We start from the raw sequence: 15088 nt of genomic DNA on the forward strand, positions 1-15088 counted from the left end.
ATTAGGCGGGGGAAACTTGGGGAAGTGTGCCTAATCCTCTTCATTTTAAGTGTACCTAATTTTCCAATAAGAAGCATTACTTTTTGGTAAGATGTACATATGACTTTTATGTTTTTTAAACATACACAATTTAATATTAACCTTTAGTATTGAATTACTCAAGGGCCAGGTATAGAATGTAAGTACCAACCAATTTTTTAATTTCCAAATCTTCTTTATAAGTTCCCACTCTCTTTCGGGGAGGGTGGGTCGTTTTTTTTTGCACAAAAAAGCACAGCGTATTTACACACACTGCGCAAGTGAAACTATGTTTCTACATCGTAATCATTATAGCGTATTTAACGTCCTATTTAAAGACTCAAACTCAATCATAATCTTCGTCTTGCCAATCACCGAATACTTCTTAACAACAAATTGCTTCCGATCGTTAAACTCACCAGCAACCACAACCTGCATTCCCTCATCCACATCTGCCAAGAAGTTTAAACTATGTGCTGCAATCAAACAATTCGTACCGTCAAGAGAGAAACGCACTAAAGGGGTCCTCGACATTTTCAACACTCGTATCTTCGAAACTACACCTCTCAATGATTTCATGATAACTACTTCTTACTTCTAATTTTTAGTGGAGATTCAATTATCATACGATCATAAAATTTGCCATTTTTTATAAAGCGTTCACGTTTTACAGCAATAGATTTATCGCTTTGAGCTAATACAGCAAGAATGGATAAATCTAAGAAAATCTTATCATCGTCAGAAAGGGTAGAGTATTCGTTAGCAAGTTTTGCATCAATTTGTTCTGCAATCATATCTTCAAACATTTAAAATCACTCCTCGCAAGAATTATACGAACCTATGTTCTATTTGTAAACAAAAAAAGGCGAAACTCCTCAAAAATAAGTTCCGCACAGAATTGTTATAAAATAAAAGAAGATAAATTTATATACCCACAAAGTATACCCACAGCATAAAAAAAGCCACATCAAGGTTTCTTTTCTAAACTACCGAAGTAGCCAAGAAACCTTATGTGGCGTGGGTTTGGCACCCAATGGGCCGTGAGGGGCTCGAACCCGCGACCCGCTGATTAAGAGTCAGCTGCTCTACCAACTGAGCTAACGGCCCGTATCAAAATTACTTTATTATCTTAGCACTCCGACTTTTAAAAATCAATCGTTCTGTTAAAAAAAAATCCGTTTTTTTATCTTTCGTTTCAAAAGAAGACTACCCATAGAGTACATACTCCGTAATACTTATCCCCTTCAAAAATCAAATTCTTTTGTTTTCCTAAATTTTGAGCAGAGGACTACAATCCAATACCAGTATATGGTAAAATTTATCTAGTTATCAAAACCAGATAAAAAGTTTTTGATAAACCAATATTCTGCTATTTAAGATGGAGAAGATTATGGAAAAATTACGTTCAGATTTATTTGATTGGAGCGAGTCGCTGAATTCCTTTCATTTGCCGCGGTGGGAAGAGCTGCCAACTTTGGAACTGTACATGGATCAAGTCATTACGTTGATCGATCAGTACTTGTCGCCGGTAATCCAGTCGGAAAAACATTCACTGCTGACATCATCAATGGTCAATAATTACGTCAAAAAAGGGATGATCCCACCCCCAGAGAAAAAACGGTATAACCAAAAACATTTGGCATTTTTGATTGCCATTACGATGTTGAAGCAAGTGTTGACAATCCCAGAAATCAAGACGGGAATATTGTTTCAAGGAAAAGTAGTCGGGATACGAAATGCGTACAATTTATTTTGTGAAGAACAGGAAAAAGCCATTTGGACAGTCTGCCAAGAGGCAGCAGGGTCAAAAGAAGCGGTGTCTACCGATCCGATTCCAGTAGAACTGATCGCGATCAAAGGGGCGACCCGTTCGTTTGCAAATAAATTATTGGCAGAAAAAACGATTGAACTAGAAGTAAATTACTTGGAAACGCACAAAGGAGAATCCCATGAATAAAGAGAAAATTGCCCTGCTTGTCGACTCGGGAACCGATGTCCCGGCAGAAATCATGTCACAATATGGTATGTATATGTTGCCATTGCAGATCATATACAAGGATCGGACGTATACGGATAAAGTGGATATTACAGCGGAAGAGATCTATCAACGATTGCCGCAAGAAATTCCTAGTACGTCATTGCCCGATGGCGAAACCATCAACAAGATATTTGATCGGATCAAAGCCGATGGCTATGAACAAGTTCTGGCAGTCACCATCTCTAGTGGGTTGAGCGGTACTTATAATGTTGTTCGCTTGATGGGAGAACAACGGAATGACTTGGATATTTTTGTTTTAGATACGAAAAATATCGGGATTGGTGCTGGATTACAAGCGATCAGAGCTGCTGAGTTGCTGAATGAGGGAGTCACATGGCAAGAGCTCAAAGAACAGCTGCTACAAGAAGTTGTCCGAAATAAGGTCTTTTTCAATGTAGCGACATTGGAGTACTTGCAAAAAGGCGGCCGAATTGGTTTGGTTGCTTCAATTCTCGGAAATGCCTTGAAATTGAATCCAATCATTTCTTGTAATGACGAAGGGATTTATTACACAGTAGCGAAATCACGAGGACGTAAAAAGAGTTTGGACAAGACCGTTGAACTGGTGAAACAGTACATTGGAAATCACAAACAATTTCGCCTAGCCGTGGCCCAGGGGGATGCGTTGGCAGAAGCTAAAGAAATGAAAACTCGTCTTGAACAAGAATTTCCTCAAGTGAAAGAAATTTTCTTTGGACAGATTTCACCGGCACTGGTTGTGCATACAGGGCCTGGATTATTAGGCGTCGGAGTGCAGCTGTTAGACGAAACGGGGATTTGATCGAGTGACTGTGATCGTTTTCTAAGAGCCGCTCACAATCATTCATTAATGAATGTTAAAAGGTATGAAAGTTGTCTTTTCAACTTTCATACCTTTTTTTGTGCCGATGAGTGAAAAGAAACCTGTTTCTCTAGAGATGCCGCAATGGTCAGTGACATGAAGGGTTGGCGCTCTTTTGCTCTCTTTTGCTCCTATTTACTCCTAAGTTATTTTCGTTGAACAAAACAAGCAGTATAATGATTTCATAGAACAAAGCAACAGTTCTCCAAGGAGACGGATGCTTACAGATGGAGCTTTATGCTATCCGGATTACTTAAGGCAGTATCTTGAGTTGTTTATGAAAAAGGAGTGAGTGACAATGAAAGAATATGTTTTTGAATCAACCATTTATTCTTCTGAGATTGGTAAAGGTGGAGCATACGTGATTTTTCCTTACGATTTGCGGGCTGAATGGAATAAAGGGCGGCTGAAAGTTCAGGCAACATTTGATGGCGTTGACTATCAAGGAAGTATCGTCAATATGGAGTTGAAAAATCAAGACGGAAGTATTTGTTATATTTTAGGAATCAAGAAAGAGATTCGCAAACAGATCAAAAAAGACATTGGCGATACTGTAAAAGTTGTTGTGAAACCTATTACGGAATGAATAAGTTAGCAATCATGAGTATGAAAAAGAAAGAACATCGATACAAAATTTTCTTAAGAATAAGCATAGATCAAGGCTAAGATTTGAGGAAAGATGAAAACACATCCTAAATCATGTATAATAAGTAGGAAAGAATAAAAAATGAGGTGACATTTTTTGAAAAAGATCCTAGTCGTGGACGATGAAAAACCGATCTCGGACATCGTCAAATTCAATTTGACAAAAGAAGGCTACGAAGTATATACAGCTTATGATGGTGAAGAAGCATTAGAAAAAGTGGCAGAAGTTGAACCGGATCTGATTTTATTAGATTTGATGCTGCCGAAAATGGATGGATTAGAAGTGGCACGTGAAGTTCGAAAAAATCACGATATGCCGATTATTATGGTTACCGCCAAAGATTCTGAGATCGACAAAGTGTTAGGACTGGAATTGGGTGCCGATGATTACGTGACTAAGCCCTTCTCCAACCGTGAATTAGTAGCTCGTGTCAAAGCTAATTTACGTCGCGGTTCTGCTTCGGCGAAAGAAGCAGAAGAAGCACCGAATGCAGAATTGACGATCGGTGATTTGACGATCCATCCAGATGCGTACATGGTAACTAAAAATGGCGAAGCAATCGAATTGACCCATCGTGAATTTGAACTAATGCACTATCTAGCGAAACACTTAGGTCAAGTCATGACACGGGAACATTTGCTGCAAACCGTCTGGGGATATGATTATTTTGGTGATGTGCGGACCGTCGACGTTACCGTTCGCCGTTTACGGGAAAAAATCGAAGATAGCCCAAGTCATCCGAATTATTTGGTCACTCGTCGCGGAGTCGGCTATTACTTGCGGAACCCTGAACAGGAATAAGCTATGAAAAATAAGGTTCGCTTTTTTCGATCAGTGAACTTCAAAATCGCCCTGACTTTTATCTTGATCTTATTGATTTCGATCCAGATTATCGGGGCGTATTTTATTCGCGAATTAGAGAAAACAACGATCGATGCCTTTAAGCGCGACATGGAGGCAAGAGCTAGCACGTTGGTCGTTACTCTAGGTTCAGAACTTAGTCGAATGGACGCCGAAGACAGCCTCGATTGGGATGCAATGAATTCTTCTTTGAACCGGATCCTTTCCAGTACCAACTCTTCTGAGATTTTAGAGATGCGGGTCGTAGATGAACAAGGAATCATTCGGGCAACCACCAATATCAATGATCGAGGTTCAGTGGGTGAAAAAAACGATTACCGAGATTATGATACGAACCGTAGTGAAGTGTTGTATGACGAATCGACAGGACAGCGGGTCTACAACATTGTCCAATCGATCCAGTCGCCTACAGGGGATACGGTTTTAGGTACTTTGTACCTGCGAAGCAATCTGGAACAGAAATACAGTGAAGTCAGTGATACTGCCGTGATTTTTGTGACGGCTTCTTTAATTGCTGCAGCGATCTCAATTGTTGTTGCCCTACTTGTTTCTCGATCCATCACTCAGCCGATTGGGGAAATGCGGGAACAAGCCATTCGGATTGCCAAAGGGGATTATAGCCGGAAAGTAGCAGTTCATGGCCAAGACGAACTGGGACAGCTGGCTGAAACATTCAATCAGCTAGGAGAACGTATCGAAGAAACACAAGAAGCAATGGAGTCGGAACGAAATCGACTAGATAGTGTCCTCTCCCACATGACCGATGGCGTCGTAGCGACTGACCGCCGTGGGAAAGTCATTACAATCAATGAGATGGCGATGTCGTTATTGAATGTTACTTCTGAAGAAGCAGTCGGTCAATCGATTCTGACTCTGCTCCAAATCGATGAAGAATACACCTTGCGTAAACTGCTAGAAAGTCCTGATGAAATGCTGATCGAACGGCCGAACAATGACATCGTTGGAACGAATTTGATTTTACGAATCGACTTTTCAATGATTCGCCGTGAGTCTGGATTTATTTCTGGTTTAGTAGCGGTGATGCATGATGTTACAGAACAAGAGAAAAATGAACAAGAGCGGCGAGAGTTTGTATCCAATGTGTCTCACGAATTGCGAACACCTTTGACCAGTATGCGCAGCTATATTGAAGCATTGAGCGAAGGGGCTTGGCAAGATCCAGAAATCGCACCGAACTTCTTGAAAGTGACATTAGATGAAACGGATCGGATGATTCGAATGATCAATGACCTACTGAGTCTTTCACGAATGGACAGCGGCAATGCGCAACTGCAATTGGAATACATCAATTTCAATGAGTTAGTCAGCTTTGTGTTGGATCGATTTGATATGATGGTGACGAATGAGAACAAAAAATATGTGATTCGTCGTGAATTCACCAAACGTGAACTTTGGGTCGAAGTCGATACGGATAAGATGATTCAAGTGATCGACAATATTATGAACAATGCTATCAAATATTCACCTGATGGCGGTGTGATCACAGTCAAATTGATGGAAACCCATAACAATATCGTTTTGAGTATCAATGATCAAGGCCTAGGCATCCCTAAAAAGGATCTTACCAAAATCTTTGACCGCTTTTACCGTGTTGATAAAGCCCGCGCCCGGCAACAAGGTGGTACTGGTTTAGGATTAGCCATTTCCCGCGAAGTGATCAAATCTCATGGAGGAGCCATTTGGGCAGAAAGCCGAGAAAACCGCGGTTCAACATTTTATATCATGTTGCCATATGAACCGTATGAGGAGGATTGGTGGGAATGAAAGTCTCAGAAAAAATGATTCGTTTAGGTCTGATCGTTATGGTTGCCCTAAGCTTTTACTTTTCCTACATGATTTGGCTGAATCCCACCGGTTACGATCGTTCAGTCGAACAAGCTACAGATACAGTCAATACGAGTATTCAGACCTACAAACAAAAAAGTGATTTATTTTTGCCATTGTATTTAACCTGGATCCACCAAGATGAAGTCAAGGAAACCAATTCTGAAACGTTGATTCGTGATGTTCAGGGACTGCTCTCGGATGCTCAAGTCAATGATCTGACGGTACAAAATTATGATTCCAAGTCTTTTTCAGAGGCAGCAACATTGGATGAGGGAGTGACGTTGGCGTATTACACGCCGTTCTTACTAAATGATTACGCGGAGACCTTTGATGTTGAATTGGCATTAGGTGACAACGAAGCCAACAAAATGGCTTTCTCCCATATTCAAATCGATTTGAAAGAGAATAAAATCCAGTTTGTGAATTTGGAAGAATCACGGATCATTGAAGGCAAGATTGACTGGGATAAAAATGATGTGAATCGCATTTTGAAAGATAATCCAAGAGAATGGACAGCGATGCGCCAGGAAGAATCAGGAAAAAGAAATCAGTTCTATACACAGGACACGATCAAGCTGAAAAAATACAGCTATGTTTCCTCTTTGCAATCGGCGAATCTCTTTCGAGAAGCATTTTTTACTTCGCCAAAAGATGTCAAAGTCAATGATGATAGTGTAGATACTTATTATTATGAAGGTGGACAGAATATGGCGGTTTTGCATGATGATCAAGTAGTCAAATTTGAAACCACTGTTTCAGAAAGTGATGAAACGGATCTGTTTATGCAAAGTGCGGACTATATTCGTCGTTTGGGCAACAATTTCGGAACGATACGCTTTTTTGATCGGTTGAGCAATCAACTAGATTATCGTATTTTTGTAGAAGGGTATCCAGTCTTCAGCAGTGGTGCTCAGGGATTGATGAAAGTAACTTTTTCTAACAGTGGGCAATTAGGGAATCGAGAGATGGCAATCGAATCTAGTTTAAATGCGATCCAAGTGCCGATTCCTTCTGAGACCGAGGTGGAGCTACCTTCAAGCTTAACCGTTCGCAGTGACTTGCTTTCTGCAGGGGCAGAGACGGATCAGCTGCAGCAGATTATTGTTGGCTATCAATGGGGCGACATCAAAGGGGCTTCTGTCGTCGATTTGACACCAACTTGGTATGTAAAGTATGAGAATAACTGGTTCAATTATCAGGAATTAATGGCTAAATTGACAGAAACGGGGGGAGTTTGATTGGATTTCAAGCGAATCGAATGGATTTTTTTCCTAGCGTTTTTGGGGTTGAATGTCTTTTTGTTCAACATTTACAGTGAAGCCCGCAGTGAACAGCAGAACGTTTTGCAGTCAAATCAGACGATCCCGATTGAACAGCGACTAGCCTCAGAAGACATTAAATATTCAGGAGAACTTTCTGACGAGTATTTGAGCGGGTACTATTTAAGCGGTGAACAAACCGATTTGGCAGCCGCTTTAAGAGAAGCGCAAGGGGAGAAACGATTAACTGAAGCAACTACAGTAAAAGGACAACAGTTGACTCATATTTCCTCGGGTGGTTTCTACATTAGTGATGATACTCAGGCAGAAAAGACGGTCAATGAATACCTGCAGCGTAAAGACCAGGTACTTTATGGAGATGAATACCATTATAGGAAAAACTTGTCGCTGTTGGATCAAGAATATCCAACCATTGTTGCTAGCCAATCCTATGAAACTATTCCCTTCAATGATAGCTCAAGTCGGATCGATATGACTTTAGAATCGTCAGATAAACTGTTGCAGATCGCTAAGTATACTCAGACCCACATTTCCAATATCACCCCGCTGCGGGAGAAAATGACTCTCTATTCAGAGAAAGAAGCCGTCAACACGCTTTATTTGAATAATAAGTTGCCTAGTCATTCTAAGATATTATGGACAGAGCTGGCTTACACAAGGATTTTGATTGTTGGTGATCGGAATGTCTACATTCCGGCTTGGTTCGTTGCTGTCAAAGCAGATGCGGATGTAAATATTCAGATCGAAACTGTCAATGCCTTTAGTAATCGAATCATTACAAACAATGCAGTACAAAAAGTAGAAAATCCATAGAAAAATAGGTATAATGGAACTCGTTGAAAGTAAGAGAGAGGAAGACAGAAACAATGATGAAGGAAAGTGCCTTTCAAGTAAGCATTTTAGCTAGCGGAAGTTCAGGAAATTCGTTATATATCGAGAGCAACAAAAAACGAATCCTAGTGGACGCAGGACTGAGCGGCAAAAAGATCACTTCATTATTGGATGAAGTTGGACGCAAGCCAGAGGATCTAGATGCTATTTTGGTCACCCATGAGCATCGCGACCATATCCACGGTGTAGGGGTCTTGGCGCGCAAATACAAGTTGGATGTCTACGCAAACACAAAAACATGGCAAGCAATGGATAATATGGTAGGCAATATTGCGGTTGAACAAAAACATGTTTTTGAAATGGGTAAAGTTTTGACGATGGGGGATATGGACATCGAAAGTTTTGGCGTTTCCCATGATGCCGCAGCACCACAGTTCTATCGGTTCCATAAAGATGGCAAATCTTTTGTGATGTTGACCGACACAGGTTATTGCAGCGATCATGTTCGGGGGATCATCAAAGGGGCCGATGCGTATCTTGTCGAAAGCAACCATGATTTAGAAATGCTGCGGATGGGTCCTTATCCTTGGAGTCTCAAACAGCGCATTCTTGGTGATCGAGGACATCTATCCAATGAAGATGGGGCACTAGTCATGGCAGATATATTGACGGATAACACGAAGCGAGTTTATCTCGGGCATTTGAGTAAAGAAAACAACCTAAAAGAGTTAGCCCACCTAACTATGGTCAATACGATGAAAGAACATGACTTAGGTGTCGGTGAGGCCTTTGAGGTTTATGATACGGATCCCGATAAAGCGACTGAGTTATTCAGTATTTGAGGATGAGTGGCGAGCGTTTTTTTGAAGAAAACAACGGTGATGGAATGCGGACAGTTTTCCACCAAGCCAGAGAATTTATCTTAAGACAAAAAACGATGTTGAAATTTTCAACATCGTTTTTTTTTTGTGTCATGGAACCTTGATATAACCGGCGTGAACCAATAGTTGAATGATAATGACTAGTGTATTCATTCCCACGTGGGTAATCATCGATGTCCAGATACGTCCTGTCAACGCATAAAGTCCAGAGAAAAAGAGTCCCAATAGAATATACACCAACAAGTGATTGTCACTGTGTGCAAAGGCAAAGGCGACAGCACTGACAATGACACCTATCCAAATATTCGAATAGTTTGCAATGATTCCCACAAGGGCACGGCGAAATACAAATTCTTCCATGATAGGTCCGCCAATCATAGCGGCAAGGGCAAAAATCGGGTTTTGCAGAATAATAGTGATAATATTCTCAGTATTCTGCGATGCAGCCACTTCGCCAAAGAGCGACTCAATAAAGACAGCGAAGTTTTGCAAAAGAATGGCGGCGATGATTCCTGTTAGGCCATAAACAATAATAGCCGATACTTTTGGCTGCTTGCGTTCAAACGACAGCGGTTCATTTTGTTTAAAATAAAGAAAAATCATCAAGATTGCGCCGGCGATATACGAAACGGTTGTGGCAGGGATCGTAGCACCACTAGATATAAAAGCGACAGGAATAAAAAATGCGACCCCATAAATCAAAATCGTCGATAATGCGTACTTTTTTAGAGACATAAGTGAAATCATCACACTCCTTTTTTTCTATTATAGACTAGTGACTCATTAGAAACAAAATTTTTCCTTAGGTTTTTACGGTATGGAGCAATAAAAAGAAAAAGCCAAAATAAATTTAATCAAAAGGCTTGCAAAAAAAACAGAAAATGAGTAATATTAATTTTGTGAGTTAGCACTCTATGTATGAGAGTGCTAACGGAAATTCTATCAAATACAATTGGAGGGATTTATCGTGTTAAGACCATTAGGTGATCGCGTGATTATCGAAGTCGCAAAAGAAGAAGAAAAAACTGTGGGAGGGATCGTGCTTGCTTCAGCAGCTAAAGAAAAACCTCAAACAGGAACCGTCATTGCAGTCGGTGAAGGACGCACGCTAGAAAACGGTGAAAAAGCTCCTGTTGCTGTCAACGTGGGCGAACAAGTCATGTTCGAAAAATACGCTGGCACAGAAGTGAAATTTGAAGGTAACGAATATTTGATCGTTGCTGCAAAAGACATTATTGCAGTAGTTGAATAAAAAATAATTTAGTTGAGGTGAATGTAATCATGGCAAAAGAAATCAAATTTGCAGAAGATGCACGTGCAGCAATGTTGCGTGGGGTAGATAAATTAGCAGATACAGTAAAAGTAACCTTAGGCCCTAAAGGTCGTAACGTCGTTTTAGAAAAATCTTATGGTTCACCATTGATCACAAATGATGGCGTAACGATTGCAAAAGAAATCGAACTAGATGATCATTTCGAAAATATGGGGGCAAAACTTGTTTCTGAAGTTGCTTCTAAAACAAATGACATTGCTGGTGACGGAACAACGACAGCAACATTGTTAACACAAGCGATCGTTCGCGAAGGACTAAAGAACGTGACAGCTGGTGCGAATCCATTAGGTATTCGCCGTGGGATCGAAATGGCAACTAAAGTTGCTGTTGAAGAACTACACAACATTTCTTCCATCGTTGACTCAAAAGAAGCCATTGCACAAGTTGGTGCTGTGTCTTCTGGTAGCGAACAAGTCGGAAAATACATTGCAGACGCGATGGAAAAAGTCGGCAATGATGGCGTAATTACCATCGAAGAATCCAAAGGGATCGAAACAGAATTAGATGTAGTGGAAGGCATGCAGTTTGATCGCGGTTACCTTTCACAATACATGGTCACTGACAATGATAAAATGGAAGCTGCTTTAGAAAATCCATACATCTTGATCACAGACAAAAAAATCTCTAACATCCAAGACATCTTGCCATTGTTAGAACAAATCTTACAACAATCAAAACCATTGTTGATCATCGCTGATGATGTCGACGGTGAAGCATTACCAACACTTGTATTGAACAAAATCCGCGGTACATTCAATGTCGTGGCAGTCAAAGCACCAGGCTTTGGTGACCGTCGTAAAGCCATGTTGGAAGACATTGCGATCTTGACTGGCGGTACTGTTATCACTGAAGACTTAGGTTTAGAATTGAAAGATGCAACGATCGACAACCTAGGACAAGCAAGTAAAGTTGTTGTGGACAAAGACAACACAACAATCGTTGAAGGTGCTGGCGACAAATCAGCAATCGATGCTCGTGTGCAATTGATCAAAAATCAAATTGCTGATACAACATCTGATTTTGACCGCGAAAAATTACAAGAACGCCTAGCGAAATTAGCAGGCGGTGTGGCAGTCATCAAAGTGGGTGCGCCAACTGAAACAGAATTAAAAGAATTGAAACTACGCATCGAAGACGCATTGAACGCTACGCGTGCAGCAGTTGAAGAAGGAATGGTATCTGGTGGGGGAACTGCCCTTGTCAATGTCATCAACAAAGTAGCAGCCATCGAAGCAGACGGCGATGCAGCAACCGGTGTGAAAATCGTCTTGCGTGCGTTAGAAGAACCAGTACGTCAAATCGCTGAAAATGCTGGCTACGAAGGATCCGTGATCATCGACAAATTGAAACACGCAGATCTTGGCGTTGGTTTCAATGCAGCAACTGGCGAATGGGTAAACATGCTTGAAGCAGGAATCGTTGACCCAACGAAAGTAACACGCTCTGCGTTGCAAAATGCCGCTTCTGTAGCCGCATTATTGTTAACAACTGAAGCAGTCGTTGCTGACAAACCAGAACCTGCTGCACCAGCAGCTCCAGCAATGGATCCATCCATGGGCATGGGCGGCATGATGTAGTTATACTAAAAGAACCCCTTAGCGAAGGGGTTCTTTTCTTTATGCTTCTATTTCTATGATAGAAAGGAGCAAATACCAATGGTCCATTGCTTGCTCATTGGTATATTGAATTCCTTATCATTTTGGCATTCACCGCTAACATAGCTCAAAAGAGATACTCCATATTTTTACACCAAATAGGAATTAACTTCATGTTGAATGATTCAGTGAAGAAGTTTATGATCAATCTATCAAATCTATTTCATTTTCATTCTCTTTTTGAGACACCCACTCTTCCTACAAGAGTGGGTATTTTTGCTTAAAAAGTAGTCCTTTTACTCAAAATGAACGTGCGCCTTACTAGCTTGATTTTTATTCTAACTAGCAAGGAGCAGTTTCATGTAGCACTTTTTTATCAAGACAGCGGATAGCGCTGCATATTTTCTGTCTGTCCTAAAATGTAATCTACTGACACATCATAAAAGGCAGCAAGATGCAAAATCGTCATAACGTCTGGTAGACGATCACCAGCTTCGTAATCCAAATAGTCTTCCAACGATACATCGATTTGCTGCGATACCTCTTTTTGCGTCAATGCTTGCCCTTCTCGCAAAAATTTGAATCGGCAACGCAATGTATCCAATAAAAAAGCTTCTTCTAATGTCAATTTGCGTTCCTCCTCGAATGGAAAAATGATTGATGACTTCTCTCTCCATTTCTATTGTAACAACATTCTAGAAATAAGCGAAATGATTCACAACATCAGAAATAAACAAGGAGAAAAAAAGAAAACAAAGTGCTTGCTCTGGTACGCGTTTCATAGATTATTCTATTCATGAAAGGGGCGTATGAAGATGCACACTTATATGGAAGTAAAGGGAAACAATGGAATACAACGCTGCTATGTTGCACTTGAATTTGATGGGATGAACTTGATTCTCACGAAGCCCAAGGGATTTTTTAGAGAAAAGGTCGCACAAATACCGCTTGCAGAAATTGGGCACCTGGTACAGGATGAATATTTTGGTGCGCAACGAATCAGTTTCATTCATCAGAATGATTATTACCAATTCTATGAATGTGGGGCAAGTGTGATAGACTATATGAAAGAACAATTATTTGTCTAAGGAGAAGCGCATGGCGAACATTCGGGATATTGCTAAGCTGACCGGTTATTCGGTCTCAACGATTTCACGAGTCATCAATAATAATCCTTATGTGGATGAGCAGAAGCGTCAGGAGATTTTGCGGGTAATGGAACAAGTCAACTATATCCCGAATCATACGGCACGTGTGCTAAGCTCGGGAAAAACGAAGAACATCGGAGTGATTCTCCCATTTGTCAATCATCCTTATTTTGATATCCTTCTAAGCGGGATTACTGCAAGTGCTTTTTCCCGTGGGTATAAGGTGACTTTGTTGCCTACCCGCTATGAACCAGAAATGGAAGAAAAGTACCTGCAAGAATTTGCGGCAAAAGGGTTTGATGCTATGATTATCACATCAAGAGCAAATCCCCTCGAAAAACTATTGCCCTATCGTGCTTATGGCCGCATCGTTTTTTGTGAAAAGATCGACTCTGTCCAAGATGGATGCACCTATATCGATCGTGAACAATCCATTCGGGAAGTGTTTGCTTATTTGAAAGAAAATGGTATCGAGCGTATTGGAATTACACTTGGAAGAAGTCGTAAGCTGAGCAGCAATTCGAAGATCACAGTTCGTTTGTGTCAGGAATATTTCCCAGCTTTTACCGAAGAATTGATTTTTTGGGATTGTTTGACGGAAGAAGATGGGCGAGAGGCAGCCGCTTTCTTTGCTGATAAAAATGTCCAAGCGATTTTTACCAATGGGGATCAGGTAGCTGCTGGTATCAAATTGGCTTCTTCCTCCGAACGACTACTTATTGGCAGAGACAATTTATTTATTAGTGAAGTTCTTCAATTGTCAACCATCGACTATCATTTGCATGAATGTGGAGAAATGGCGTTGAAGTTAGCAATCCAAGAAGAACAAGGGTCCATCCGGATTCCTTATACGTTTATCAAACGAAGAGGACTTGAGCACACATAATGCGGCTCAAGTCCTTTTTATGGGTCATTAATCTGCGTAATGAGCGATGACTGCCTGTAAACAGCTGGCTGCGCCTTGGCCTGCTTTTTGATCGTAATAGTCAGTAAAACGTGCATCATGAATGTACATTTCACCTAAACTGCGATGATAATCGGCAGAATAAAATGGCGCTGCAAGCTGCAGCCATTTTTTGTGCAACTGGAAGGCTGTTTTTGCCAAAGAAGAAGTCACGTCAAATGGCTCTTGTACCACTTGTTTCAATGTTTGAATTAGTTCGTTTTCGGTTTGTTCCAATTCTTGGTAGGTTTCAAATGACATGTTCTGCCATTTTTGATTGCTTTGTTCAACGACTTCTTCCCCATAAGCGGCACGGATCTCTTCGCCATAGGTTTCTTCATTGGCTGCGAGTTTTTGTTGTTTAAAATAAGTGAATTTTTCTTTATCTGACATAGTCTGTTCTCCTTCATAATAATTGATTGTTTGGGCTAATGTTGTCAATAAGCGATCAAGCGCTGCTCGTTCCTGAGACAATCGGTTGTAATGAGCAACCAACAGTGTTTGAACATCTTGTTCAGGATCATCTAGCAAATGACGGATTTCTTCTAGAGGGAGGCCAAAGGATTTAAAGTACAAAATCTGTTGCAGACGATCCACTTGCTGTCCCCCATAAATACGATAGCCGGCTGAATTGATCCTTTGTGGTTTTAATAATCCGATTTGATCATAGTAGCGCAATGTACGGCTGCTGACGCCAGAAATTTTAGCCAGTGCTGTTATACTATATTCCAAATTTCTCCCTCCTTATGCTCTCATCATAAAGGTTTACGTAACGTCAATGTCAACAAAAAATTTTTTGCTTCGTCAAATTATGTTATAATTATA

17 protein-coding genes and 1 tRNA gene are annotated in these 15088 nt (G+C 40.7%); 12 read left to right on the forward strand and 6 right to left on the reverse strand.

Going from position 1 to position 15088, the window contains the following annotated elements; translation table 11 throughout:
* Window positions 1-327: 327 nt before the first annotated feature.
* The 3 genes from EGX73_RS08610 to EGX73_RS08620 all read right to left on the reverse strand — a co-directional run bounded on the left by EGX73_RS08610 (window position 328) and on the right by EGX73_RS08620 (window position 1125).
* Complete coding sequence (locus tag EGX73_RS08610; RefSeq protein ID WP_003127426.1) at window positions 328-597, reverse strand: hypothetical protein; 270 nt, start codon at window positions 595-597, stop codon at window positions 328-330.
* A gap of 5 nt (window positions 598-602) precedes the next feature.
* Window positions 603-824, reverse strand: coding sequence for a hypothetical protein (locus EGX73_RS08615; protein ID WP_003127427.1), 222 nt, complete (start codon window positions 822-824; stop codon window positions 603-605).
* 228 nt (window positions 825-1052) lie between these two features.
* Window positions 1053-1125: transfer RNA gene (locus EGX73_RS08620), tRNA-Lys, on the reverse strand.
* A 283-nt stretch (window positions 1126-1408) separates the two neighbouring features.
* Between EGX73_RS08620 and EGX73_RS08625 the strand changes: the two genes are divergently transcribed.
* The 8 genes from EGX73_RS08625 (at window position 1409) to EGX73_RS08660 (ending at window position 9205) form a co-directional block, all read left to right on the forward strand.
* Window positions 1409-1975, forward strand: coding sequence for a DUF1836 domain-containing protein (locus EGX73_RS08625; protein ID WP_005471696.1), 567 nt, complete (start codon window positions 1409-1411; stop codon window positions 1973-1975).
* Entirely contained in the window at window positions 1968-2837 is an 870-nt protein-coding gene (locus EGX73_RS08630; RefSeq protein ID WP_003127431.1) for a DegV family protein, read from the forward strand. The genes EGX73_RS08625 and EGX73_RS08630 overlap by 8 nt, the downstream gene beginning before the upstream one ends.
* A 358-nt stretch (window positions 2838-3195) precedes the next feature.
* Entirely contained in the window at window positions 3196-3483 is a 288-nt protein-coding gene (locus EGX73_RS08635; RefSeq protein WP_005471698.1) for a DUF1905 domain-containing protein, read from the forward strand.
* A gap of 156 nt (window positions 3484-3639) precedes the next feature.
* Entirely contained in the window at window positions 3640-4344 is a 705-nt protein-coding gene (gene yycF / locus EGX73_RS08640) for a response regulator YycF (protein WP_005471699.1), read from the forward strand.
* A gap of 3 nt (window positions 4345-4347) precedes the next feature.
* Complete coding sequence (walK, locus tag EGX73_RS08645) at window positions 4348-6189, forward strand: cell wall metabolism sensor histidine kinase WalK (RefSeq protein WP_003127434.1); 1842 nt, start codon at window positions 4348-4350, stop codon at window positions 6187-6189.
* Entirely contained in the window at window positions 6186-7490 is a 1305-nt protein-coding gene (locus EGX73_RS08650; protein WP_123866883.1) for a YycH family regulatory protein, read from the forward strand. The genes walK and EGX73_RS08650 overlap by 4 nt, the downstream gene beginning before the upstream one ends.
* Window positions 7491-8345 carry a two-component system regulatory protein YycI gene (locus EGX73_RS08655; protein ID WP_029487228.1) on the forward strand — a complete coding sequence of 285 codons (855 nt, stop codon included), beginning with the start codon at window positions 7491-7493 and terminating at the stop codon, window positions 8343-8345.
* Window positions 8346-8398: 53 nt separating this feature from the next.
* Window positions 8399-9205 carry an MBL fold metallo-hydrolase gene (locus EGX73_RS08660; protein WP_003127437.1) on the forward strand — a complete coding sequence of 269 codons (807 nt, stop codon included), beginning with the start codon at window positions 8399-8401 and terminating at the stop codon, window positions 9203-9205.
* Window positions 9206-9334: 129 nt separating this feature from the next.
* Here the strand turns inward: EGX73_RS08660 and EGX73_RS08665 are convergent, their stop codons facing one another.
* A complete protein-coding gene (locus tag EGX73_RS08665) occupies window positions 9335-9979 on the reverse strand; it encodes a CPBP family intramembrane glutamic endopeptidase (RefSeq protein ID WP_029487226.1) in 645 nt (214 codons plus the stop codon).
* Between the two features lie 232 nt (window positions 9980-10211).
* Here EGX73_RS08665 and groES point away from each other — a divergent pair, with 232 nt between their 5' ends.
* Complete coding sequence (gene groES / locus EGX73_RS08670) at window positions 10212-10496, forward strand: co-chaperone GroES (protein WP_003127440.1); 285 nt, start codon at window positions 10212-10214, stop codon at window positions 10494-10496.
* A gap of 29 nt (window positions 10497-10525) precedes the next feature.
* Window positions 10526-12154, forward strand: coding sequence for a chaperonin GroEL (gene groL, locus EGX73_RS08675; protein ID WP_003127441.1), 1629 nt, complete (start codon window positions 10526-10528; stop codon window positions 12152-12154).
* Between the two features lie 394 nt (window positions 12155-12548).
* Here groL and EGX73_RS08680 read toward each other — a convergent pair whose 3' ends face one another.
* Window positions 12549-12800, reverse strand: coding sequence for a helix-turn-helix domain-containing protein (locus tag EGX73_RS08680; protein WP_003127442.1), 252 nt, complete (start codon window positions 12798-12800; stop codon window positions 12549-12551).
* A gap of 187 nt (window positions 12801-12987) precedes the next feature.
* Between EGX73_RS08680 and EGX73_RS08685 the strand changes: the two genes are divergently transcribed.
* Both EGX73_RS08685 and EGX73_RS08690 read left to right on the forward strand, forming a co-directional pair.
* A complete protein-coding gene (locus EGX73_RS08685) occupies window positions 12988-13260 on the forward strand; it encodes a hypothetical protein (protein ID WP_003127443.1) in 273 nt (90 codons plus the stop codon).
* Between the two features lie 10 nt (window positions 13261-13270).
* Window positions 13271-14206, forward strand: a complete 936-nt coding sequence (locus tag EGX73_RS08690) for a LacI family DNA-binding transcriptional regulator (RefSeq protein WP_029487225.1) — start codon at window positions 13271-13273, stop codon at window positions 14204-14206.
* 27 nt (window positions 14207-14233) lie between these two features.
* Here the strand turns inward: EGX73_RS08690 and EGX73_RS08695 are convergent, their stop codons facing one another.
* Window positions 14234-14995, reverse strand: a complete 762-nt coding sequence (locus EGX73_RS08695) for a MerR family transcriptional regulator (RefSeq protein ID WP_003127445.1) — start codon at window positions 14993-14995, stop codon at window positions 14234-14236.
* Window positions 14996-15088 lie beyond the last annotated feature (93 nt).

Origin of the sequence: Enterococcus sp. FDAARGOS_553 (assembly GCF_003812305.1) — a bacterium.
GTDB classification, from domain to species: Bacteria; Bacillota; Bacilli; order Lactobacillales; family Enterococcaceae; genus Enterococcus_D; species Enterococcus_D gallinarum.

Excerpts from the sequence above, each read along its gene's own strand:
- EGX73_RS08610 (WP_003127426.1), bottom strand. The coding sequence starts at position 597 with ATGAAATCATTGAGAGGTGTAGTTTCGAAGATACGAGTGTTGAAAATG.
- EGX73_RS08685 (WP_003127443.1), top strand. The coding sequence starts at position 12,988 with ATGCACACTTATATGGAAGTAAAGGGAAACAATGGAATACAACGCTGC.
- EGX73_RS08615 (WP_003127427.1), bottom strand. The coding sequence starts at position 824 with ATGTTTGAAGATATGATTGCAGAACAAATTGATGCAAAACTTGCTAAC.
- EGX73_RS08665 (WP_029487226.1), bottom strand. The coding sequence starts at position 9,979 with ATGTCTCTAAAAAAGTACGCATTATCGACGATTTTGATTTATGGGGTC.
- EGX73_RS08650 (WP_123866883.1), top strand. The coding sequence starts at position 6,186 with ATGAAAGTCTCAGAAAAAATGATTCGTTTAGGTCTGATCGTTATGGTT.
- EGX73_RS08630 (WP_003127431.1), top strand. The coding sequence starts at position 1,968 with ATGAATAAAGAGAAAATTGCCCTGCTTGTCGACTCGGGAACCGATGTC.
- EGX73_RS08690 (WP_029487225.1), top strand. The coding sequence starts at position 13,271 with ATGGCGAACATTCGGGATATTGCTAAGCTGACCGGTTATTCGGTCTCA.
- EGX73_RS08625 (WP_005471696.1), top strand. The coding sequence starts at position 1,409 with ATGGAAAAATTACGTTCAGATTTATTTGATTGGAGCGAGTCGCTGAAT.
- groL (WP_003127441.1), top strand. The coding sequence starts at position 10,526 with ATGGCAAAAGAAATCAAATTTGCAGAAGATGCACGTGCAGCAATGTTG.
- EGX73_RS08635 (WP_005471698.1), top strand. The coding sequence starts at position 3,196 with ATGAAAGAATATGTTTTTGAATCAACCATTTATTCTTCTGAGATTGGT.
- EGX73_RS08660 (WP_003127437.1), top strand. The coding sequence starts at position 8,399 with ATGATGAAGGAAAGTGCCTTTCAAGTAAGCATTTTAGCTAGCGGAAGT.
- walK (WP_003127434.1), top strand. The coding sequence starts at position 4,348 with ATGAAAAATAAGGTTCGCTTTTTTCGATCAGTGAACTTCAAAATCGCC.